Genomic DNA, 24,156 nt, shown 5'->3' with positions numbered 1-24,156 from the left:
AATAATCAAGGGTCAGACCGGGTATAGAGAGAAAACGGTCGATGGCAGTTTGTACTGATCATCCTTCTTAGAAATTGAGTATTTCTTTGAAAGATCATATGGAGCCAGGCAGGCTGCACTTAACTGGTTCGTTGCTCTCAACCAAACGGGGTGTGTACGTGTTACCTCCCCCGTCTGCCAGCCCCAATTGTCTCCTTCAGCATTGTCGCCCTTGTTTGTAAGTATAAGCCTGCAACTGTATCTTCCGGAGGTCTCCCTGTTTGTTCCGTCGACTACTACTGCGTCGAATGGGGAATAGCTCCACTCAGGAATGAAGAGTATCCACGTCTTTTCATAGTAGTTGTGCCCTTCTATCTTCATGTACTTGTTCAAAGGAAAACTCAAAACACCCACGTAATCGTGGTCTGCAATGTTATGGCTCCTCCCGTAGGTTATCTGCCGCTCAGCTCCGTTTATGCGCATCGAAGGCATATATGCAGATATTGCCAGTGATTGGACTTGAGCACTTTCAGAATTAATACTCAGCGAATAGTTTGATTCGTCAAGATATTCAGGAGCAATTAGCTGATCGTTGACAATGTTCTTGTGGACATCCTCAAACAACGTGTGAGTATATGAGGTTCCCGGAACATTGCTGTTTGTGCTCCTCGATATTGAGTACCTTCCATCCTCGAGATTCTCGAAAACGTAGCGTCTTACAATTACTCCGGGTTCCTTTGATTTTTCTGCGTCCTGGTAGGTGAAAGAGAACTTGTGGAGAGTTCCCAGCGGACTAGCGGCTTCTATTGCCTCGTCAACCCCCATGAGCTGAATCTGCTGATTATCGAGAGTTAACTTCACGCCGCCAGTAGAATCATTGAACATAGAATAAACCTTGTCCAAGAAACCGAATGCGAGCTTCATCCCCTGGGGAATTTCACCGTCCACAGAGACGTCCATGGTCTCCCCACTATTCCAAAAAAGACGCACGACAATGCCGCTGTCTTTCCCGAGTGCTTTCAAAGCTGCATCATCTGCCTGATTGTAGAACCATATATCATCAGCATTGTACGCGGGTTGTATCAAAAGGCTATCCCCACCGATGGCATAAGTAACAAATACCTCTAGCCACTTCCAGAATTCCTCTACTTCTGCCGCTAAATAGGAATTGTAGTTCTCGAAGTGAAGTTCTGCTAGATTACTGCCCCTGTTGTGCTCGTACTCTGTAAGCAGGTTGAGAGCGTACAGCTGGCGAGTTGTCATTGCCTTGAATAGATTTATGTATGTATTTACATAGTCAGTGAAGATCTCCGAGTCGGACGAACAACGTTTGTAGAATCCGAGGCCTCCTTTCGCAGCCTCGTCGATATGCTTTCCGCTTCTTAGAAGATTCAGAGCGTTGGTCACATACAACTCGAAAATCGATTTGTAACTCGTTTCAGCAGTTCCACCAACAATTACTTTCTTGATGTTAAGCATTACCTGATCAAGCTTGCTTTCGTTTATCTCTTCCATAAGTTCTTGAATGCTTATATCTGTGGAGTGAGTTGCTTCAAGTGTGGTTATGTAGAGATATTTGTTTTGGCAGGCTTCTACAGGTGTGAAGTAGTCCTGATCGATCGTCCTTATGTAAGTGTCATAGTATTGTTCGTCGAGCTTTTCGAGTACTTCCTGAATCTCCGTGTCAATTACTTCCAACTTACTGGAGACGTCGTCAAGTTTTTCGTTCACTTCTCTGATTTGATCAAGAATCTCCTTTATCTCTTCCTCGTTACCATCTCCAAGACCGAAAAGGCTTTTCAGAATCCAGGAAAAGGCCTTGTCTTTGGCCTTATCATAGATCGTACCTCCGATCTCCTTTAGAAGTTCTTTCAGAATATCGGATATTCCCAGTCCGAGAGTCGGTTCCACACCAAAATCGAAGGCTGTTCCTTCATCAATGGCTTCTACTAGGCTAATTACGAAAGCCTTATAGTTGCCTCCAAATTGCTCTTCCACGAATGAAACAAGTCTCTTCATTGAAAAGTATGAAGTCTCGAACGAAGGATGGATCTGACTGAGAAGATTAACTCCATCGGGAATATTGAATGCTCCCCGAATTTCCTGCAAGGCCTCTGCGTAACTGATACCTCTTTTGAACATGTAGGCAGTGAAAAGAGAAGTCAAGGGATTTACGGGAATCAGCTCAGTCCTGAATGATTCTTCTACGACTGACGCGAGCAAATCCTTATCTTCGTTATCATTTGAGGAATCGAATGAACAGAGAATCACCAACGGGAACTCTGTACCAAGAGGAATCTCAACAGAGAATCTGCCGTAATTGTCTGTGTGATGTGGTTCTTCAAGCAACTGGTTTCCATCGACATCCAGGAGTCGCACTTCTGCTCCCGATAGATACTCGTCAGTAAAAACAGTACCCTTGATAATACGAGTATTCGGGACTTTTATGCAACCGGCAAGAATAATTAAGAGCGACAAAGAGCAAATAAGCAACGCTTTTCTCACAATATCGCCTCCAGTCTAGCGTTGATGATCAGGAACAAGAAGCATAGAGACCGACTTTGAATTTGGTCGTAGGAGTTTGAATGCAGTTTGGACGAAGTATTATATCAGCTGTGATTTCGAACAATAACGAATTTACAGAGTCCTTTCGAAATCAGCATGTGAGTCAAATTTAACAGAACATACTAAAACGGGAGTAAATAAGTAGAAATTTCTTAAGAGCTTATATGGGTTCATCCCCCAACTAAATTCATTGCGGTCCCGACATGTGTTCCAAGAAATCAAGACTAGACATTAATAATGCAGTATAGACATCGACTGAAGAAGCCGTGATAGTTGCAACCTGAACTACCCTCTTAGAAGCTTCGCGAAAGATTTCTGAAACATGCCAAACGGCAACTGATTCTCAATTTACAGTAACTAATCTTTTTTCTTCAATGAATTCTAGCGAACTTCAAGAACTCCCTCCCATCATTGTCGTAGTCCCTGAACACAAAAGCCTCAACGTCTTGATCCCTGTCCCTTAGGAACTCAACGCCAAAATAGCAGCTCAGATAAGGTGGTGCATAGGTGAAGAAAAGATCCTTGACGGCGGGCCGGTATTCGAAATTCATAGCATCGTGGTGCGCATTCGTGTTGGAAAATAGCAGGCCTCTTTCGGTTGCATAGAGATCGTAACCTGTGTCAATATCACGACAATAGTATCTTCCACAGTACTCTTGGAGATCACATTTTGAAAGTCTCTTCTCGAATGGTCTGAACCAAACTGCACCGCTGTGATTTGTTAATAGAAGCCCTTTCTCTCCATTCTCCCGGAAGATTTCCCCTTCAAACTCACGATCCATCTCTTCGAATCGGAGTCCTCTCAGGGGCAATAATACATGTACCCTTTCACCGTTCATATCTAGCTTGAGGAAGCCCTCCTCAACGAAAAGCCTGCAGATTTGAGCGCTCTTTCTATCGGCAAACCACTTGTCGCCTTCCTTCATCTCTTCAAGCCAATCTTCAGAAAGTTCTTCAGGTTTTGTGCCTTCGTCTTTGCTGTCAAGACACGTCGAATCTTCTCCAAGAACCCAGTCGGCAATTGCTTCGTAGATCTCGATGCCGAGTTTCACCAGCATCCTGTGAAGGAAGTCGTTACGATTCGCCAGAACAACAACTGAAAGGGATTCGGCAGGTATCCTGTAAATGGCAGCGTTAAATCCTAGGCTTCCTCCCTCGTGCATTACAGTCGTCTTACCCTTTCTCTTCGTCAAGAATAGGCCGTAACCGTAGTCGCACCGGTTGCCGTTGTTCAGTTTTACCGGAGAAATGATCTTCTCCGACAACCTCTCCGGATCTTCACCAAGCATCTTCTTGTGGAAAGCCTTTTCCCAAATGAGAAGATCATCAAGCGTACTCCACAATTGACCGGCTCCTGTACACTCCATTAGATCGAGAGCTTTGGATAGCCTTACCGATTTGTCTAAAGGTAATCTGAAAGACTTGGAATGCAGGTAGTCGTATTCGCAGTAGCCATCAACAACATTCTTTATCAGTCTAGTATTGTCTTCTCTGAAAAAAGTGTTCGTCATTCCTAATGGGGAGAAGATCTCTCTTGTTGCGAATTCATTCAATGTCGATCCAGTGATTTTCTCAACCAATCTACCAAGAAGGAAGTAACCCGAATTGCCGTATGCCCACCTTTTGCCAGGCTCGAACTCGAGCCATCGAAGGTTTCTTAGAAGGTTGTACGCTTCTGTCGAAGTCAGATAGTCACTCTCTCTTAAGCCCATTATGTATTGCGATACCTTGTATAAATCCGGGAGGCCATTTGTCATGTGTATCAGATCGAAGACTCTTATCTCACTTGCATGGCTTCCCAGATCTGGGAAGAAATCGCTTATCCTCCGAGACACATCGAGATGCTTTTCTTCGAGCAAAGCAATGCACATCGCCGTGAACTGCTTGCTCACCGAACCGATGTGAAAGACACTGTCAGTCTTTACAGGAATTCCCTGTTCTTCATTTGCTAGCCCAAAAGTCTCTTTTAGGACCACTTCTCTTTCTTTGAAGACACCCACGGCAACTCCAGTGGTTCCAAGGTCTTCGAACAAACAACTGATATATTTTCCAGCCATAAGTTATCCCTCCTTCTCAAGAGTTGCATGCTAACTTGAGCCTGCTATCGATTGAGATATTATACTTTAGATCATAGAATTCCCAATCTTCCTGGGCAGGATGAGGCATTCAAGAGGTTCTCTCCGGTAGAGACAGGTTTCTTTCCCGTCACAGATCTTTTCGCAGAAGATGCAAGTGCCACGGGCTTTGCCAATCTAAGTGTCGGCCACGCCGGTGGGGGAACAGTTTCGGCAGAGGGGATCTTCTCAAATCATGAAGGCGTTCAAAGAAGGAGCGATAATCGGCAGCTTCTCTAAGATACACGATTGTACAGGTTATTTCTAAATGGTTTTCATGGGCATTAATTATGGATAAAGTCTCATGAGTCTGGAGACGATCCCACTTTTTCCACCCAAGTTCAATTCCACTGGAAACATTTGATTCAAAGGACCTTCCGCGTTTCGGAATCCCACCTTCCGTTTGCATATTATTGAGAACTTGAATCGTTTCAGGTTCCAGTTAGAGGGAGGAAGATTTCTCCCAAAGACGGTGAACACCGTCTAAAAATTCGATAACCGTTATTGAATCGAATATTTCCGGCATTGTATGTTTCACAGCACAGGTTCTCCCAAAGAAGTTCTTCGCCGTTTTACACAAATTCCTACAATGATTACCACAGTAGCCACCCGACGACTTAATCAGAGAGACCAAAGAGTAGCTTCTTGTTTTTTCCGGAATTCCCGTCATAGCTAGCCGCAAGTGTGCTACACTCTTCGCAGTCGGGAAACCTAGACTGATTTTGTTTGATTACGACTTCCCCGTTACCGGAGGCATTTATGAAGTTGACATCGATCTTCATCGTGGTTGCATCGCTGTTCTACTTTATGATGGGGTTTGCTACCCAATCCATTAACAGTGCCTTACCCGCAATCGCGGTGGAACTCGAGATGAACCACAGCATGACAGGTCTTGTTCTTGGTCTCCCATCCCTTCTCTATCAGGTAGCCGTTATTGTTGCCGCAGCTCTCTCAAGAAAGTCTGGGCCATTTCTTTCCGCTTCGCTCGGCATCTCCTGTATAACTTTCTCAGTGATCTTTATGGCGCTTTCACGGACCTACTATACTTTTCTGATAGGAAGGCTGTTGTTTGGTTTCGGACTGGGTGCAACGGAGATATCCATTGCGCTCGGCGTTTCGCAGTTAGCTTTCAAGCGAACTGGGGGTGTACTGAATTCAGTCTACTCTTTCTTTGCTTTGGGGAGCATCGTGGCTCCTTTGGTAGTTTCTGCTGTCTTGACCGAAACAAACATGTGGAATGTTCCCATCCTTATTGCTGCAGCGCTGTTTCTTGTAGTGGTTTTTCTATCATGGACCGTATGGAAGAAAGCTGCGAAAGAGTCTCTTTCAGATGTCGAGAAGCGAAGGATCACTTTGCCGAGAGATTCGATGTTCTGGCTCGTGGCTGCTGGAGGGCTTCTGTATGTTGGTTATGAGGTGGGTCTCTTCTCATGGCTCTCGAGTTTCGCTTACGAGGAGAAGCTCCTGCCGTTAAGAATGGCCAGTCTCACAACATCTATTCTTGCGCTTGGTCTGTTCGTCGGCAGAATAGTGACTGGAGTTGTTGTCGACAAATTTGGACTCCAGAGAACTCTCGTAGTTCTCGGAACGATATCTCTGGCGGGATTTTCTATAGCTTTCTTTGCGGGGAATTCTATTCTTCTTTCACTTGGAGTCTTCATAACAGGTCTGGGGTTTTCGGGAACATTTCCAACGCTTCAGGCGATAATCGTATCCGGCTACAGGCAGAACCGCGAAACGGTCTTGGCGATTTTTGCAGCAGCGGGCTCTGTCGGGGCTGTTACGACGAATATTCTTGTTGGAGGAGTAAGTGACAGAACAAACCTCGCTTATGGAATGTCAGTTATCGGGGTTCAGATAGCGGCCGCCCTTCTCATCTTCACTTCTATATACCTTATTCAGCGAAAGAGAAAGAAGCTTGCAACTTCATGAATATAGCAAGTAAGACTGCTTCTTTCAGAACGAGGGTAGATCGAGTCGTATGAACTTCAAGAGCTGGACTCATTTCTCAAGCGCGGATTTACAATGATTCACCAAAAGAGCAGCATCACAACATCCCTTTCGAAGAAAAGAGAACTCACTCTTGTATTATTATCATATTTAGAAAGACTCATACTAAGCCAACCACTTCACTCCGGGAGGTAATTATTATGGGCATCGGTATAATTATTCGATGCAAGGAATGCGACTATTCGAAGAATCTCCAGATTGGTGTCGGAATGATGTACGCTCCACACAACATCTTGAATCTTGAATCGAAGTCGCCCATCTTGAAATCACTCATTCCTTCGAAAAAGACCATCGAGAAGATAAAGATGCTTATAGAAAGTAAGAACGCAGTTCTTGCCGATGACTACGGTCATTACATCTACAGATGTCCAGGATGTAGCGAGCTATTCGACAGATTCTTCATTCACCTTGACTATGACGATGAAAGTTTTGAACCCAGTTACCGTTGCGGTAAGTGCAGATCAACGCTCGAGAGAATCGATCATAACTCCGATGAAGGCTCAATCGAAGAGAGAATCGGCAAGATCCTGGCATCCTTTCCCTGCCCGAAGTGTGGGAACCGTTCCCTCTACGTCGATTCTGACTGCACACTCATGTGGGATTGATTTTTTCTTAAAACCGATCTCTTCTATCTGCTATACTGTTTGTAGATGCCAGTCTTCGGTTGCCCGCATTGGCAGCTGTTCTAAACCTATACAAAGCATTGGAAGCGAGGAGAGATAAACTGTGAAAGAGAAAGATCGCAAAGATCTGTCTCTCTAAAGACAAGGAAAGCTGATCGAGTCGTTCAGATTGCGATTCGAAAGTAATTTGAGTCGTCACAGGGCAATCGACTGGGTCCTTGTCCGGGAAAGACTGAAGGTAAATCCCGAGAAGCTCCGGTCGTCGAACGAGATCGAGATTACCGGAGGAGAACCCGACGTCGTTGGGTTGACAAGGATACGGGAGAGTTCGTCTTCTATGACTGCTCACCCGAGAGCCCCACAGGGCGAAGAAGCCTTTGCTACGATCGACCGGCCCTGAAGTCGATGAAAAGGGACAAGCCGTCCGATAGTGCCATCTATATGGCCGAGAAAATGGGCATCGAGATTCTGACGGAAGCTCAGTATAGGGAGCTGCAGAGCTTCGGGAGCTTTGATACAAAGACATCCGCCTGGGTGAAGACTCCGGAGGGCATAAGAAAACTGGGCGCTCTTTTCTGTGACCGAAGATGTGGCACCGTCTTCGTCTATCATGGTGGCGCCATTCATACTACAGTGTCAGAAACTTCAGGGGTTCATTGAAGGTATAGAAAAGACGGTCATTTCATTCTGCGGTGAGAATCCTCCGGATTCTTCAAGCTTCGAAGCAAAAGAAAATGCTACGCAAAGCATCATAATTGAATCTACTCGAAGTCGAGATGAAGGAGACCGAGAACGCTTCCCTTTGAGTTAGATTTGGATTTGATTATCTGCATGTCAACCAGTGGTTCTTGAGAAGGACGTAACGCATCATAATTGAATCTATTCGAGCGGGAGCTGATACATGGAAACAAATCTACTCGAAGTCGAGATGAAGGAGACCAAGAGCGCTTCCCTTTGAGTTAGATTTGGATTTGATTATCTGCATGTCAACCAGTGGTTCTTGAGAAGGATGGTAGGCGATGAAGAAATAAGCTATAATCAACTCGAAACTTATACTTGCATTTAGTACATCTGGAAAGTCTCCTTTCTTTGTTTTTTCTGTTCGAAACGTTTGAGTATTTGCTCCATAAAATGACAGGATTCGAAGCTCCCTCGAAAGAGTAGTTTACTGAAGAAGCGAAGTGAGAGAAGATTTTTCTCTACCTTGTCAGAAAGGAAGCATATGTTCTCTTTTTTACTCGTCATTATTTACGTGGCCTTTGTCAGTCTGGGCTTACGGGATTCTCTGCTGGGCTCTGCCTGGCCAGTGATGGGGAAAGCGTTCGCAGTTCCTCTATCTTTTGCAGGCATTGTTTCAATGATCATTGCCGGCCGAGCGATCCTTTCAAGCCTCCTGTCAGATCGGTTGAATCGAAAACTTGGCACGGGCCTCGTAACGTCGCTCAGCGTGGGTATGACGGCAGTTGCTCTCATTGGATTCTCGGTTGCGAATTCATTTGCAACTATCTGTTTGTGGGCTATACCCTTCGTCCTCGGTGCCGGTGCCGTCGATGCCGCACTGAACAATTACGTTGCCTTGCACTTTGCCTCCTGACATATGAGCCGGCTTCACTGTTTCTGGGGAGTTGGGGCTTTCATAAGCCCTTATATAATGAGTTATTTTCTTGGAACACAACTGAGATAGCATAGAGGACACGGAGCGGTGTCTGTTATCCAGATTGTGTTGACCTTGGTTCTCTTCAGTGGCCTTTGCCTCTGGAGAAGTGGTAAGAGTGAAAGAGATGGAGAAAGTAAAACCTCTTCGAAGTTTTTGAGCGTTGGCAAAGCGCTTAGGATAAGAGGTGTTCTGTTTGTTCTCATTGCATTTTTCGTATACTGCAGACCAGAAACAACTGCTGGACTATGGGCGAGCAGTTATCTCGTCGAGTACCAAGGAGTGGATGTTGAGACCGAAGCGATCTTTTCATCGCTCTTCAGTCCGGGAATTACTGTTGGCAGGTTCTTGAATGGTTTCATCGTCGACAGGTTCGGGGATAAAAGAGTGATTCGCTATGGGATCTCAACATTGACTGTGGGAGCTATTCTTGTGGGCATTCCCTTCAAGTCCGAGATCTTCGCCTTGGGGGGCTTGATTGTAATAGGACTGGGTTGCGCCAATCTGTCAGTAATTCACGCAACTCCATCGAATTTTGGAAGGGAGAACTCGCAAGCAATTATTGGAATTCAGAAAGTCAGCACTTATGTCGGCACAACTTTCATGCCCCCTCTGTTTGGCCTGATTGCAAACGGCGTGAACATTGGGCTGTATCCCGTATATCTTGCGGTTCTTGCAGTCTTGATGCCGACCATAACCGAAACCCTTAACCTATCCATTGGGTAGTAATGAATGGCTTACGAGGTGTACAATGCTTGGAGCGATTACCGGAGACGTAGTTGGATCGAGATTTGAATTCAATAACCACCGTGACAAGAATTTCGAACTCTTCACTGAAGATTGCTTTGCAACAGATGACAGCATAATGACCCTAGCCGTCGCAAAGGCAATAATGGAGACCGAAAAAAGTATAAACAAATCGGGGATAAAGAGCAGGGCAGACAGCGATTATCTCTCGCTGCTGCAAATGCTGGCCATAAAATACATGCAGGAAATAGGCAGAGACTACCCGAACTGCGGTTACGGTGGAATGTTTGGCAGATGGGTCTTTAGCGATTGTCCAGAACCATATAACAGTTTTGGAAACGGAGCCGCCATGCGGATCAGTCCAGTCGGTTTCGTTGCAGAGTCAGAGGAAGAGGCTGTCAGCCTCTCCGGTGCGGTAACTTCTGTCACTCACAATCACAGGGAAGGGATCAAAGGTGCCGAAGCTACAGTCATGGCCATCTTCCTTGCGCGCCATGGCCTTTCGAAGAGAGAAATTCGAAGCAGGATATCCGAGGACTACTATCCCCTTAACTTCAAGATCGATGAAATAAGGGACACATATGAATTCAGTGAGACCTGCCAGGAAACCGTCCCTCAGGCTATCGAATGTTTTCTTGAATCAGTCTCCTTCGAAGATGCAGTCCGGATTGCTGTATCTCTGGGCGGAGACAGCGACACCATTGCGGCAATAACCGGGGCCATAGCCCAGGCTTACTATGGCGTTCCTGACTGGATACGCCTCAAAACTCTTTCTTACCTGGACAGGAGACTTCGCTTCATCTACGACGAATGGGAGGCCTTTCTCGATAGATTGGGCATAGTCTTTTAGTTCTTCAGGCAGACATAAAGCCTTTCTATGTGATAATTTCACCTAACTCTTGCCCTGCCTCGAGGCTTTCCCCCTCACACAAGAGTTACAGCGAGTAACGGTATTTGCCACTTCATGAAGAATCTTCCAAAGCTTCGTCAATGAGTTTTTTGTATATATGTATTATCATAATAAAAACCACGATACCGGGGATTTAAGGTCGATAAACGGCTTCTCCTCCTTCTTAAGAACTCTATTTGACTTTGGAACCGTCTGTGAAAAACTCTATAATCATATTAATAGTCACAAACCTGTAAAGGAGGGGTGTTTATGAAAAGAGTTCTAGTAATTCTCATTGTTGTTTTCCTAGTGACATCGACTGTGATGTTCGCAGCGGATATCAAGAGAGGGGGTACGCTCAGGATTACCTCGATGAAACAGGGGATTCTGATAGAGAACTTCAATCCCTTCTCGCCGAATTCCAATGAAATGGCGATTGGAGGTTTCTACGAAACTCTCATTTACTTCAACCCGATGACGGGAAAGATCATGAACTGGCTAGCAGAGAGCTATGAGTGGTCTGACGATCTCCTGGAGTTGACCTTCAATCTGAGAGAAGGTGTTGAATGGAATGACGGAACACCTTTTACCGAGAAGGATGTACTATTCACCGTAAACCTTGGAAAGAACAACAAGGCACTCGACGTCGCGAGCCTGTGGTCGACAGGCGTTGTTGGAGTCCGATCAGACAAACCGATGACCGTTACTTTCACCTTTTCCGATGTCAACACGACCATCATTCAGAGATTCTCCAGCGTCTTCATTGTCCCCGAACACATCTGGTCGAAAGTCGATGACCCTCTGACCTGGATAGGTGAGGGAATTCCTGTGGGCACCGGACCATTCGTTCTCAAGGAAGGCTCGTTCAGCGAGCAGTCCTTCAGCGTGGTAAGAAATCCGAATTACTGGCAGATAGGGGAAGACGGAAAGCCTCTTCCCTATATCGACGAAGTCTTGACACTCACAACTACAAACGAGCAGGTCCCTCTCAGACTTGCCAGAGGCGAGTTCGACTGGGCAGGCTACTTCGTTGCGAACATAGACGAGGTCTTTGTAAAGGCCGATCCAGAGCACTTCAAGTACTGGCTGCCTGAGGGAAACCTGGTATTTCTAAACCTCAACAACCTCAAGTGGCCCTTCGACAACTACAACATGAGAGCGGCGATTGCGGCCGCGATCGATCCAGTCGAGATAACCAGAATAATGGCTAGCGGCGCCGTTCCCGCTTCTCTGGCCGGCGTCAAGGCGAGTTATCTAAGGCTTGCCGAGAAGGGTTTAAACGAATACGGAATTGAATACGACCCCGATTATGCAAGATACCTTATCGAGAAGGAAGGTTATAAGCTGAACAGGAACGGAATCTACGAGAAGGACGGTAAGTCGCTATCGTTGAATCTGTACGTGCCAACGGGATGGACCGACTGGATAATGGGTGCCGAGGAAGTATCCAGGCAGCTGAAGGAGATCGGAATAGAGGCCATCGTCACTTTGGCAGCGTGGCCTTCTCCCTACAAAGACATGATGTACAACGGCAACTACGAGATGCTGTTCGGCATAGCCGTGACAGGAACCAGCCCATACTACCAGTTCGACAACTGGGTTCATTCCAAACACTGGGCGCCGATCGGCGAAAATGCCGGGAACTACTACGGGATGAGATATAAGAACGAGAGAATCGACGAACTCCTGGATAGCTACAAGAGGCTTACCGATCCCGAAGCCCAGGACGCCGTAATGGAAGAGGTATTGACAATCTTCTTGAGAGATCTTCCATCCGTTCCCATGTTCTTTAATCCCGTATGGTTCGAGTACAGTACAAGGAACTTTGTCGGCTGGCCCAACGCCGAAAATCCGTACGCGGAACCGAGACCGACCGGAATGGACAAGATGCCCATTCTGCTTTCTATACATCTGCGTTAATCAACTGATATTTCCCGCAGGCTTAACTGCCTGCGGGTTTTGTTAAAAACCACGAGAGGGGGTAAGAAAGGCTTTCTTTCTGCATGGAAAGAGCTCTTTCTGAACAGCATTGGCTTACTTCGCTAGAAAGATCGGTTTACTGCTATTCGCTTTGTTCGTGGCAGTCACTCTGAATTTCTTCATACCGAGAATGATGCCCGGTGATCCCGCACAGGATTTGATGGACAAGATGCAGGGCATTCCCCTTGAATCGCTCGAAGCTATAAAGGCCGCCTTCGGTGTAGATTCGACCGACCCTCTCCTGCTCCAGTACGGAAAGTACCTGCTGAACCTTATTAAAGGTGATCTTGGAATCTCTATTTCAAGATTCCCGACACCTGTCGGGCGGGTTCTCCAGGTTGCCGTTCCCTGGACCGTTGGTCTCATGGGTACGGCAACGATTATCAGCTTTTTTCTTGGCACGATAATTGGAATAGGCGTTGCATGGAAACGCAATACGAAGTTGGCTTCTTTCACCGTGGGGCTCTTTATTTTCGTACGTTCCTTTCCATATTTCTGGCTTGGTTTATTGCTGATCTACTTTCTAGCTTTCAGAATTCCCATCTTTCCTCTCGGAAATGCCTATACTCCGCAACTGGAAAGAGGCACTCTTGAGTTTTTCCTTTCGGTCGTCAAGCATGCGATTCTTCCAGCATTGACCATAGTCATCTCTTCGATGGGAGCATGGATTCTGACCATGAGAAACAATATGATAAACGTTCTTGCGGAGGACTACATAACAGTCGCCGAGGCAAAGGGACTTCCTCTGAGAAGAATCAAGACTCTGTACGCAGCGAAAAACGCTATACTCCCTTCGATCACGGGCTTTGCAATGTCTCTTGGCTTCGTTGTAGGAGGGGGCCTACTCACTGAAATGGTCTTTTCTTACCCGGGAGTTGGTCTGATGTTGTATCAGGCCGTTCAAAGCAAAGACTATCCCCTTATGCAGGCCATTTTTCTCTTCATTTCGGTGGCTGTTTTAGTTGCGAACTTCATTGCAGATATCGCGGTCCTCATACTAGACCCGCGCGTCAGGGACGGTGGCAAGTGATGTTCAGAGATGTCTTTTCGCTTTTCATCGAAAATCGTAAGGCACTGATCGGTCTGATAATCCTGGCTTTCTTCTCTATCGTAGCGATATTTGCACCGCTGATCGCGCCTTACGATCCAAAGACAAACAAGGTTGAAGTTCTGAGCATAGTCGAAGAGGAAATTGGAAGAACAAAGACGGTCGAGAGGGAGGAGATCGACGAATTTACCGAAAAAAGAGTATACACGCAGTCTATAACAACTACCTACGAAAAAGTCACCACAAAACTTCCGCTTAACGCCAAACCTTCCCGAAACCACTTGCTGGGAACGACACGGGCAGGACAGGACCTCTTCTCCCAAATGGTCTATGGAACAAGAATCACACTTGCAGTCGGGCTCATTACCGGACTTTTCACAACGCTCCTAGCCCTTACCCTGGCTCTCGTGGCAGGGTATTTCGGCGGCATAGTGGATGATATAATCTCCCTTTTCACGAACGTATTCCTTGTTATCCCGAGCCTGCCTTTGATGATAGTGATCGCCGCTTACATAACCGTGAAGGGAGTCATCCCCATAGTCCTGATTCTGGGGCTCACCAGCTGGCCTTGGCCTACGAGGATACTTCGTTCCCAGGTTGTGAGCCTCAAGAACCGTGATTTCGTGAGAGTATCCAGGATTCTTGGCGAAAGACCCCTGTACATAGTCTTCAGGGAAATACTCCCGAACATGATCTCGCTAGTTATGGCCTCTTTCTTCACATCCACTATGGCGGCAATCATGGGTGAAGCGACTCTAGAGTTCCTTGGGTTGGGCAACGTATCGGTGGTAAGCTGGGGAACGATTCTGTACTGGGCTCAGAACAGCGGGGCGCTCTTATCCGGCGCGTGGTGGTGGTTCCTCCCTCCCGGTATCTGCATAGCCTTGATCGGTACTTCCTTCGCCCTTATGAACTTCGCCATAGACGAGATCTCCAATCCGAAATTGAGGAAGAGATGATTTGATGAATAGACAAGAGAGCGAACAGCTACTCCAGTGCAGAAATCTTGTGGCCGGCTACAGGATCAAAAGCGGTTTTGTTCATGCCGTTGACGATGTCTCTTTCGATCTCGAGCGGGGAGGCTTTCTCGGTATCGCGGGTGAGTCTGGGTGTGGAAAGTCTACTCTTGCCTTCGCAATTATGAGGCTTCTGAAGGACAATGCCACGATTGAAAACGGCAGTTTGTTCTTCAATGGAACCGACCTCGTTGGACTTAGGGAAGAGGAGATGAAGAAGATCCGCTGGGTCGATATCTCGATGGCCTTTCAGTCGGCGATGAATGCCCTAAACCCCGTTCTTTCAATCGGAGAGCAGCTCACAGATGTCATCCATGCCCACGGTGAAGTTAGACAGAGCGAAGCGCGTGATAGAGCAATAGAGGCTCTAAAGCTCGTAGATATTCCTCGTGACAGGTTCAATTCCTATCCTCATCAGCTTTCGGGAGGAATGAAGCAAAGGGTGATGATAGCGATGGCCTTGATCCTCAATCCCGACCTGATAATAATGGACGAACCCACAACGGCACTGGATGTAGTTGTACAAAGGACCATAATCGAAAAGATACAGGAGCTGAGAAAGTCCCTGGGATTCTCTGTGATATTCATAACGCATGATCTCTCTTTGCTTGTGGAAATCAGCGACACTCTCGCAATAATGTACGCAGGCAAGATAGTGGAGTACGGCAACTCCGATGAGTTGTTCAACATGCCGCTCCACCCCTACACAATAGGACTCATGAACTCCTTTCCATCCCTCACTGGCAAGATTACCAGAATGGGCGGGATAGAGGGAAAACCGCCCGACCTTCTAAATCCGCCTGAAGGTTGCAGGTTCCATCCACGCTGCCCTCATGCAATGGACATTTGCGAAAAGTCCTGCCCGGCTCTTCAAAAAGTGGACCCTCGGCACAGTGTAGCGTGTTTCCTGCACAAAGGAGCTGAAAACCTGTGAGCGGCGACATTCTGGTCCTCGAGGGAGTAAGAAAACACTTTCCCGTGAACTCACTGAGGAGACACGGCAAATTTGTTCACGCAATGGACGACATATCGTTCTCTCTGAGAAGCGGCGAAGTCCTGGCGATTGTCGGAGAGTCCGGCAGTGGAAAGACCACGACGGCTAACGTGATATCACGTATATACAGACAAACAGAGGGGAGCGTAGTCTTCGAAGGCAGAGAGCTGAGCGGCAAAATGACTCGCACAGAAGAACTAAAGTATCACAAGAGAGTTCAGATGATCTTTCAGGATCCATTCGGGGCGCTGAACCCGACGCGCACAATAGGTAGAATCATGGAACGGCCCTTCGTTATTCACAGGATTGCCGAGGACAGGAAGGCCGTCAGTGAAAAGGTCGACAGCACATTGACACAGGTAGGCCTTGAACCCCCCGATCAGTTCAAGAGGAAGTTCCCCCACGAGCTCTCCGGTGGACAGAGGCAGAGGGTCAACATAGCCCGTGCCTTTGCCGTCGAACCGGACCTTATACTGGCCGATGAGCCAACCTCAATGCTGGATGTGTCAAACAGGATGAGCATAATGAATATGATGCTAAGTCTCAAAGAAAGCCATGGAGTTTCATTCATATACATCACTCACGATTTGGCAGGCGCCAGATACATGAGCGACAGGATAATCGTCATGTATGCGGGAATGATCATGGAAATCGGTCCTGCAGAAGAGATAATTACGAACTCTTTCCACCCTTACACAAAGCTTCTTAAATCGGCGGCACCGGCCCCAGAAACGGGTCTAAAACGAAAACCGCTCATTACGGGAGGAGATATACCCTCTCTGATCGATCCGCCGAACGGCTGTCGCTTCCACCCACGATGCCCCTTCGCCAAAGAGGTTTGTTCACTCGAGATACCCCCTATGAAGAAGATCGGAGATGACCACTACGCTCGATGCGTTCTTTAACTTCATAGACGCCTGATCGGGATTTGTAGCCACATTTCAACCAATCCTTTTCGAGAAAAACGGTGTTGCAAATCCGAAAAGCCTTTATATGAAGTTGTGGTTCTGCTCTCGTGCTTGTTCGCACCTTAGTTTTGTGGAGGCGCTCTCTGAAATGAAAAAGAATGCCGGAGTTCTGTACGATCGAGATGTTGTTTCCGCCTGTGTGCAGATAACTGAATCGGGATTCACTTTCGAATCGAACTGAGTTGACCTTCCGAAGGCGGAGCAGCTTCAAGCCACTGTCCAAAACGAGACTTGCCGTTCTGCATCTAGCAGGCCCTTACCAGCAGAATCACAATTAAGCTTTCTAGGTGAGTCCTTGTTCTTGAGTTGTATCAGAGGAGAGTCTGTCGCCCTCGTGATATGTCACTGCATCAAGACGGTGCAATCCGTAAGTGGATCGGGATTCTCTTGATTAGGGACTTTCTTCCGAAAAATCAGATCACCATCTGTACGATCTGGTGAATCTACGCATCATCATTAGTTCAAGAATACAGGCTTTTCATTTCGCCTAAGCGTTCTTTCCGTCCATCATTTGAATAAACAACCTGGCGATATTCGGGTCGAATTGCTTTCTGGCGTCTTCTCTTATCACCTTTAACGCAGCTTCCCTCTTTTCTTCTAACGTGCCCTCCACCCTGTTCATTACGCGATCGTAGGCTCCCGCTATGGATATTATCCGTGATATCAGAGGTATTTGCTCACCCTTAAGACCTCTCGGATAGCCGCTTCCATCCCACCTTTCGTGATGGCTGTAAGTGTACTCGGCAATGTCTAAGGTTTCGTCGAAGAGATTCAAAATTCGATAACCAACAATGGAGTGTTGCTTTATCTTCTCTCTTTCTTCCTCTGTCAAAGCCGTGTAAGTATCCTTAGAAAGGATGCTTTCGTCGAGTACGATCTTACCTATGTCATGCAAATATCCGGCTCTTTTCAGGACGTTTATCTGCGACTGAGAGAGCTTCATGGCAGAGCCGATCTCCCCACACAATTCGCTTACGGCAATAGAGTGCTGTTTTTCCATAGGATACTTTGTGTGAAGAGTATCGATAATCGAGTCAATTAACTGCCTGTTCAAAGATTTTCGGTGTATCGTCTTGTCTTTGTACATGAAGCTCTCAGCGTTGGCCATTATTTCATTCAGTGACTGATCGGCTCGGGTCTTAGTATCAAAGCCAAGTGAAATGCTGCATTTAACTGCTTGGACACGGGCATCGGAGAAGCCTTCTTTGATTCTTGAAGCAATACTTTCAGTTTCCTTTTCGCTCGTTCCCGGAAGAATAACGACAAACTCATCGCCACCCACACGTGCTATTAGATCTCTCTCTCTGCACGATTCTAAAAGGATTCTGGCTGACTCTTTTATTAACTCGTCTCCCGCCGCATGGCCGAAGACATCATTTGTCATCTTCAAGCCGTTAATGTCTGCAACGATTACGGATATGGGAAGGTTCTCTTCAACATCGACTGCTTTCTGAATCTGAGCCAAACTGCTTCTGTTGAGAAGGCCGGTTAGAACATCGTGAGAGCTAAGGTATTTGATTTCCTCCTCTCTCTTTTTGCGCTCGGTGATGTCCGAAAAAGTGATTACACCGCCAACGACTTCTCCGTTTCTCATTTGAGGATAGGAACGATACTCGACATCGAAAGACGAGCCGTCGGCCTTCCAGAAGACCTCGTCATCCGTCTGGAACCCTCTCCCATGTTTGATAGACCTGACAATCTTACATTCTTCAATCGGGAACGTCGTTCCATCTCGCCGACTGTGGTGAATCAACCGATGAACGTTCTTTCCGAGAATATCTTCTGGACCACTGAATCCCAACAGCTTTACGGAGCTCGCATTGCAGAATGTGCAGTCACCATTCAGATCTATACCATATATCCCTTCTGCCGTGGAGTCAAGCAGAAGCTGTAGCTCATTCTTGCTTTCTTTCAATTCCTCATTTGCCCTCTGCAGTTGCCTGGTTCTTTCTATCACACTCTCTTCAAGGTTATTGATCAAGAACTGTAGTTTGTCTGCAACTCTGTTCAGGCTTTCAGAAATCATCCCGATTTCATCACTTCTTACAACCTCTACTCGTTTAGACAGATCACCTTTAGACAAGGCAGTTGAAACCTCAATCAGATTGTCTAGAGGCTTCATCAATTTTCTCGCTAAAATATGGTATATGATTAGTAAGAGCACTAAGGCAACCACAACGATAATCACGGTCAGATGGATACTGTCTATCACGTCCTTCATATAGAAGGCCTCAGGAATTGCGGACATCACAACCCATGTAGCATTGAGTATTTCGATCTCCCGCATGTTAATGAACAGCTTTTCCTCTTCACCTCTGTAGAATAAAGGTGATTCCCGGTTTGTAGTGGACTGAATGAAAGCCTTCTCAATATCGGGAAAGCCGATATCGTCAACGGTTCGCTGGCTGAAAGAGCCATCTGGAAGGACTGTGAAGTTATCAACACCCATAGAGTTCGCTATTAGAGAGCCCGTTTCCTTGTCGGCAACTATTGCGTAGCCTGAGTAGTCTCGAACAGCATCTACAAGGAAACTACCAATGTCAGAAAGAAGGATATGTGTCCCCATTACGCCTTGAAGACTTCCACTGGCATCATAAACTGGCCACGAGAAGGAGACTGTAAGGTCATCCATCACGAAGTGCTTGTATAAAGGAGATAACGCCGGCCCTCCAGATTCCTCGGCGGCCTTATACCAGGCGCGTGTACGTGGGTCGAACTTACCGGCTTGGACGACCCTCTCCCCTGCGGTCAGATCCTCATTAACCGAGTAGTACCATGAGTTGCCTCCCGTAGAGGCGTCATTTCGCATTATTTCAATGACTCCCTTTTCATTTCTGAGGGCTCCGTAATACTCCCCGTTTGCCGTACCGTAACTAAAACTATATATATGAGGGCTTTGAGCGCTCAACACTCCCACAAAGAACTTCTCTCTGAGCTTTTCATTTGACAGATCGAGAATTCCATATTCGATAACCTTGTGGTTGACTTCGTTCACACTGTGAGGTATATGCATAAACGAGGAGACTTGATTGTAGATGTTTTCCCCCAGGTTTTCGACTATTCTTTCAGCCTCTTTTTCAGCCGAGGATAGCCATCTCGAAATGATCAGGTATCCTATAACGATTGTCGAAAAGAGCAGTATTGAAACAGACACGATAGTAATGATACTCTTTATTGAAATGCTCTTCTTTCTCAGGCTCATATGCCTCACCTTGATAATTGTAATTGTCGACTAAGTATAAATGATAACCGAAATCATTTAAGCTACTTTTAACAGAATCCACTAGTCATTCCTACAACCTAAGCTAACCCAGGAGTATTCACTTCATTATACAAGTATCACAAAAGGCCAAAACCTGAACTCTACGAGTTGCACACAGGATGTTCTCTCTTGAACAAACACGACATTCTTACGATTCAAACTCATGACGAAATAATTGCCAGTGATTACTGTGCCTTCAATAGTAGTCGCTTCTATACATTAGACAACACATCCGAAGACACTTAAAAATAATTATTACATATAATTGCAATGCTTCGTCATATTACGCATCAAATTGAGTCATGCAACTTCATGCCATAGCAATATCGCAGCTCGTAATTGAATCATCCAAAGGGTGAAACAAGATCCTTAACCTCGGATTCTGCATGATGCTAGCTGGAGTATAGTATCATCTCTCTTCAACAAAACCGGGATTGTGAGTCGAGAACTGTTACCACTGTAATTCGATCCGGGTCAAACATCACAGCTGTTCCACGTTGTGAAATCGAAGGGGATGGGATATTCAATACTGAGCAAACTCGTATTTCCGTCGAAGGAATTATCTCTTGCTATAGCTTTCGAGAAATTCGATAGCTATCCCTTCATTCTAAGGCCTAGCGATGAGATAGCCCTGTATCTTATCGCAGCCGCAACTCAGAAGAAACTGCCTCTGCTTTTCATTTCCCGCGCCTTCGGCCGAAACAAAATGTCCAGGCTTGTGCGTCATAGAAATCATGTCGGTTGTTATGGTCTCTTCCGCTTCTGCATTGGTTTGTCGACAAAGAGAACTCATCGGTCTTCGGCATACTGAGATCAAGAATCACCATATATCTCGATGCTCATCGATCTGCTGCATCGTTCTATTTTCTTAGACGCTGTAAGGACATCGTTTCCTTTCAACATTTTCTCGAGGTCTGAAGCCGAATATTCAGCAATGGGATTTTTGCAGGCACTTCAATCCCCCCTAACAAATGAAGCTTTCTCCTTCAATGGAGACGCCCAATCTCCTCCAGCAGTCTTCTGAGCAAAAGGGTGAATTTCTTCTTGAGAGCCGGTATCTCCTTCTCCTCTCCCTTTTCAACTGCCAGAGTCTTTTGAAACGCTACAAATACTTCATAAAGCTCTTTTGCGCCCATACTGTCGAAAGTGTTCTTTACCTTGTAAACATTCCCGACCGCATCCGAGAGCCTTTCTTCTCTCATAGCTAGATTTACTTCAAAAGAAGAACATAGATTCCACTCTTGCATTACTGAAGAGCATTCTTCTTTCCCTTTTGCATGAAATACCTTCTTCCAACAAACCAAAACAAAAAATGGTCCCGGAGGGACATGCTCCGAGACCAAGTTGGATGTAATAGTGAGGTGTTACGAGGTGAATCGTGCTTTCAGGATTACGTGAACCTGAATACATTGGGCGCTCAACTATCTAAATGGTCGAGCCCCACACATCTATTATGAACCAGACTCACTCGATAATCCTAGTCTTTTCTCAACTCCCTCCAGGAAACTCCCAGGCGGTCCAATTATAAACCCGCTGTACTAATGATCCTGATCTTAAATCCTTCATTGAGGAAGGAGGGCGACGTAGTGGCGGGGGGTGTCTTTTAGGTCGAAGAACAATGCATAAGACGCAATGCACCGGAAAGCATCGGCTGTCGCAATGCCGCCTTCAGCAGAAGAGGAAGACCATTCGCGAGGTGTTTCAAAAAAGCTTCCTGCAGTTCGACGCAAATGCCATCTAATCGCTGAAAATTAAGAAAGAAGCTTAAAGAAACGGTGCCACGCGAAGAAACTACGTCGGGCGTTGGTTGAAAAGTTGTCGCCTTTTGGCGACAAAGATCGTCAGTTATCAGATCTTTTCTAGTGAGTGAAAGAAATTCCACGCTCTTTTCACGCTATCTGGTTTACATTCGAAATGGAGGTGATCATATGAAGTTACTTCTGACTTTAATGATTGTCGTTACCGGCACTCTTTGCCTTGCGAAGGGAAATTACACATTGCACTCGGAGATTCAGTACAAATCTCACGAGGAGAGTCTTCTCAACTGTCTAGATATATACACACCCGATGAATTAGAAAGCAAGACCGGTGAAATCCCGGTAATGATAATGATTCACGGTGGTGCCTGGAGAACCGGAGATAAGTCTAATAAGAATGTCACTGTGAATAAAGTTCCATACTTCATCTCTAACAACTGGATCTTTGTGAGTATAAACTACAGACTATCACCTGAAGTGAAACACCCGGCACACGTCGAAGATGTAGCCGCTGCTATTGCCTGGGTCAGGGAAAATATATCTTCTTATGGAGGAAATGCCGATAAAATCTTCATCATGGGCCACTCTGCAGGAGCGCATCTTGCGGCTCTCGTTTCTACTGATGAGAGCTATCTGGCGAGATATGGAATCGGACTAGATGCTATTAAGGGAGTTGTACTACTTGACGGGGCCGGCTACGATATTTGCGCGAGCATGGAGAAGTATGGTACAGGGATCATCGCGACCTCGATGTATCTCAACGCTTTTGGTCAGGAAGAAGAGTCATGGTACGATGCTTCGCCAATCAATCATGTTGCTCCAGGAAAATCAATTCCTCCTTTCCTGATAGTTTATGCCGGCGAACGAATAAAGTCAGAAGAAATTTCCAGTGACTTCGCTCTAAAACTCCGGCTTTCCGAAGTGCCTGTTCGCTTGTACCATGCCAAAGATAAAAATCACGCCGATGTGAATATCGATCTGGGATTAGTCCAAGATGATCTGACCATCGTAGTAGCAGACTTTCTGAACGATCTACTAAATTCTTCCGAGTGATAAGAACGATTGTTTGCTGTTAGTAAAAGTACGAAAAAAGAGCTTTTAGAGTTCACTTCTCTTCAGTCTCGTCTCTCTTCTCTTCTCGCGCTCTTCTCGTAGAGAAGCTCTTAACGCTCTTACCAGAACCTGATCCACACCTCAAACGCGTTAGTGGAGAAATTCTCCGTAAGATTTTTTTTGGGACTCCATTTTTCACGAATGAGCGAGAAGATTAGAGAGAGAAAGGGAGAGAAGAGAGAGCTTGGGAGAGAGAAAGAGAGAGAGACTGAAGAGATGAGATCCCGTATAGGAGCATTACGGGATGACACTCCTACACGTCATCCTGACAATGCTCCTGGTCAGGATCCGGACGCGGTGCGAGGTCCACCGTTGAATGGTTCTCGGTTTTCCGAAAAGAACGTTTGCAAGTTCCAGATGCAAGTTACAAGTCGTAAGAGTAGAACAAGCGTACAGCGGCTCTCAAGACCTAGATGCTGAAACGGGTTCATGACGGAAAGAGCAGGGTATCGAGTGTAGGGTCTGGGGTGTCGAGAAGAGAAGAACTCACCGTCTAGGCATTTTCAAGTAATAATGCTGATACAGTTATCCAGCTTGCGCCTTCAGGAGGTCCCACACATTGTCATCCCGAACTTGTTTCGGGATCTTCATGTTGATCTTATCCAAGAACGAAGAACCTGGACGCGCAGCGTCGGAACGAAGAACTGCTCTTTATAGGGGCGGGTCCACGATTTGGGGAAGGACGGGTTTTCACGCGTACAGCGGGTCTTCGTTCTTTAGCGCACAGCGGTTCTTGAGAACGAGATCCCGTACAGGAGCATTACGGGATGACACTCCTAAACGTCATCCTGACAATGCTGGTCAGGATCTCTACCTTTCGCGAAAAATGGAACAGACAATAGGAGCCGGTCAGTCTCTATTTTCGCTCTAGACTTCTCGAGAGCGAAGCAAACCCTCGACAATGCATTTTTTCCGTTTTCTCTTTGGAGGAAATAGATGCTGAACTTGATTCAGAATCTCATGTTCATGGTTCCTGACATTGCCAGAACGAAGAACAGATACTTGCTCCGGAAAGAGCTCTCCTCGATGAACGGTGAACCATTCAACGACTAACTAACCTTTCTTGAACTGTCCAACCGTCAGCCTACCCACAATCTACAACTCATAAGGCTCTTGTGGATTTCTAGCCGTTTTTTAATGCGTATGCTTGAAAGGTTCTGATATCAGAATAGCAAGCAGAAGTAGTATGAAGATAGGGACACCATTTTTACATTGCAGCGATGCCACTCTTCGTTCAGCAAGAGATACTGTTCGTTAGACATGTTAGTGGAAAAATCCTCCGTAAGATCCGTTCTGCTACGATATGTACGAAAAACATCGTAATTATGCCCATCGATGAGAATATTGCTTTCAGTCGATCGTGGATACCCCAGAATTACTTTTTTACCCGATGAATAGAGATACTAAATGAGCAAGGATTTTGTATACTCAGAATAC

General features: G+C 46.2%; 15 protein-coding genes and 2 pseudogenes. 12 read left to right on the top strand and 5 right to left on the bottom strand.

From position 1 onward, the window contains the following. Positions 1-12 precede the first annotated feature (12 nt). A complete protein-coding gene (locus Y696_RS10720; protein WP_259459926.1) occupies positions 13-2,484 on the bottom strand; it encodes a hypothetical protein in 2,472 nt (823 codons plus the stop codon). Between the two features lie 431 nt (positions 2,485-2,915). Then, positions 2,916-4,601 carry a serine hydrolase gene (locus Y696_RS10715; protein WP_121510455.1) on the bottom strand — a complete coding sequence of 562 codons (1,686 nt, stop codon included), beginning with the start codon at positions 4,599-4,601 and terminating at the stop codon, positions 2,916-2,918. A 51-nt stretch (positions 4,602-4,652) separates the two neighbouring features. On the opposite strand from Y696_RS10715, the gene Y696_RS10710 reads away from it, so the two are divergent. The 11 genes and pseudogenes from Y696_RS10710 (at position 4,653) to Y696_RS10660 (ending at position 16,524) form a co-directional block, all read left to right on the top strand. Then, a complete protein-coding gene (locus Y696_RS10710) occupies positions 4,653-4,898 on the top strand; it encodes a hypothetical protein (RefSeq protein ID WP_006487562.1) in 246 nt (81 codons plus the stop codon). A gap of 519 nt (positions 4,899-5,417) precedes the next feature. Beyond that, complete coding sequence (locus tag Y696_RS10705; protein ID WP_006487565.1) at positions 5,418-6,590, top strand: sugar MFS transporter; 1,173 nt, start codon at positions 5,418-5,420, stop codon at positions 6,588-6,590. Between the two features lie 218 nt (positions 6,591-6,808). After that, a complete protein-coding gene (locus tag Y696_RS10700) occupies positions 6,809-7,273 on the top strand; it encodes a hypothetical protein (protein ID WP_006487567.1) in 465 nt (154 codons plus the stop codon). A 187-nt stretch (positions 7,274-7,460) separates the two neighbouring features. Beyond that, a pseudogene (locus tag Y696_RS10695) lies at positions 7,461-7,951 on the top strand (DUF4256 domain-containing protein). Between the two features lie 562 nt (positions 7,952-8,513). After that, positions 8,514-9,671: pseudogene (locus Y696_RS14505) on the top strand (MFS transporter). A gap of 25 nt (positions 9,672-9,696) precedes the next feature. Beyond that, complete coding sequence (locus tag Y696_RS10685; RefSeq protein WP_006487575.1) at positions 9,697-10,542, top strand: ADP-ribosylglycohydrolase family protein; 846 nt, start codon at positions 9,697-9,699, stop codon at positions 10,540-10,542. Between the two features lie 309 nt (positions 10,543-10,851). Next, positions 10,852-12,501, top strand: coding sequence for an ABC transporter substrate-binding protein (locus Y696_RS10680; protein WP_006487576.1), 1,650 nt, complete (start codon positions 10,852-10,854; stop codon positions 12,499-12,501). Between the two features lie 109 nt (positions 12,502-12,610). Continuing rightward, positions 12,611-13,591, top strand: a complete 981-nt coding sequence (locus Y696_RS10675) for an ABC transporter permease (protein ID WP_006487577.1) — start codon at positions 12,611-12,613, stop codon at positions 13,589-13,591. Beyond that, positions 13,591-14,568, top strand: coding sequence for an ABC transporter permease (locus tag Y696_RS10670; RefSeq protein ID WP_006487578.1), 978 nt, complete (start codon positions 13,591-13,593; stop codon positions 14,566-14,568). The genes Y696_RS10675 and Y696_RS10670 overlap by 1 nt, the downstream gene beginning before the upstream one ends. Before the next feature lies 1 nt (position 14,569). Then, complete coding sequence (locus tag Y696_RS10665; protein ID WP_006487580.1) at positions 14,570-15,559, top strand: ABC transporter ATP-binding protein; 990 nt, start codon at positions 14,570-14,572, stop codon at positions 15,557-15,559. Next, the gene (locus Y696_RS10660; protein ID WP_006487582.1) at positions 15,556-16,524 is read left to right on the top strand and encodes an ABC transporter ATP-binding protein; all 969 of its coding nucleotides are present in this window, start codon (positions 15,556-15,558) and stop codon (positions 16,522-16,524) included. The genes Y696_RS10665 and Y696_RS10660 overlap by 4 nt, the downstream gene beginning before the upstream one ends. Positions 16,525-17,074: 550 nt before the next feature. Here Y696_RS10660 and Y696_RS10655 read toward each other — a convergent pair. From Y696_RS10655 to Y696_RS10645, 3 genes are all read right to left on the bottom strand, one after another. Beyond that, positions 17,075-19,789, bottom strand: a complete 2,715-nt coding sequence (locus Y696_RS10655; RefSeq protein ID WP_121510454.1) for an HD domain-containing phosphohydrolase — start codon at positions 19,787-19,789, stop codon at positions 17,075-17,077. 667 nt (positions 19,790-20,456) lie between these two features. After that, complete coding sequence (locus tag Y696_RS14500) at positions 20,457-20,576, bottom strand: hypothetical protein (RefSeq protein ID WP_289059388.1); 120 nt, start codon at positions 20,574-20,576, stop codon at positions 20,457-20,459. Between the two features lie 259 nt (positions 20,577-20,835). Further along, positions 20,836-21,051, bottom strand: coding sequence for a hypothetical protein (locus Y696_RS10645; RefSeq protein ID WP_039882358.1), 216 nt, complete (start codon positions 21,049-21,051; stop codon positions 20,836-20,838). Between the two features lie 726 nt (positions 21,052-21,777). Here Y696_RS10645 and Y696_RS10640 point away from each other — a divergent pair. Beyond that, entirely contained in the window at positions 21,778-22,659 is an 882-nt protein-coding gene (locus tag Y696_RS10640; RefSeq protein WP_006487590.1) for an alpha/beta hydrolase, read from the top strand. The last annotated feature ends 1,497 nt before the right edge of the window (positions 22,660-24,156 follow it).

The sequence above is a fragment of the Mesotoga sp. H07pep.5.4 genome (assembly GCF_003664935.1).
Lineage (GTDB): Bacteria > Thermotogota > Thermotogae > Petrotogales > Kosmotogaceae > Mesotoga > Mesotoga prima.
Note: the sequence above shows the minus strand (reverse complement) of the source record. Positions and strands in the feature narration are given on the sequence as shown.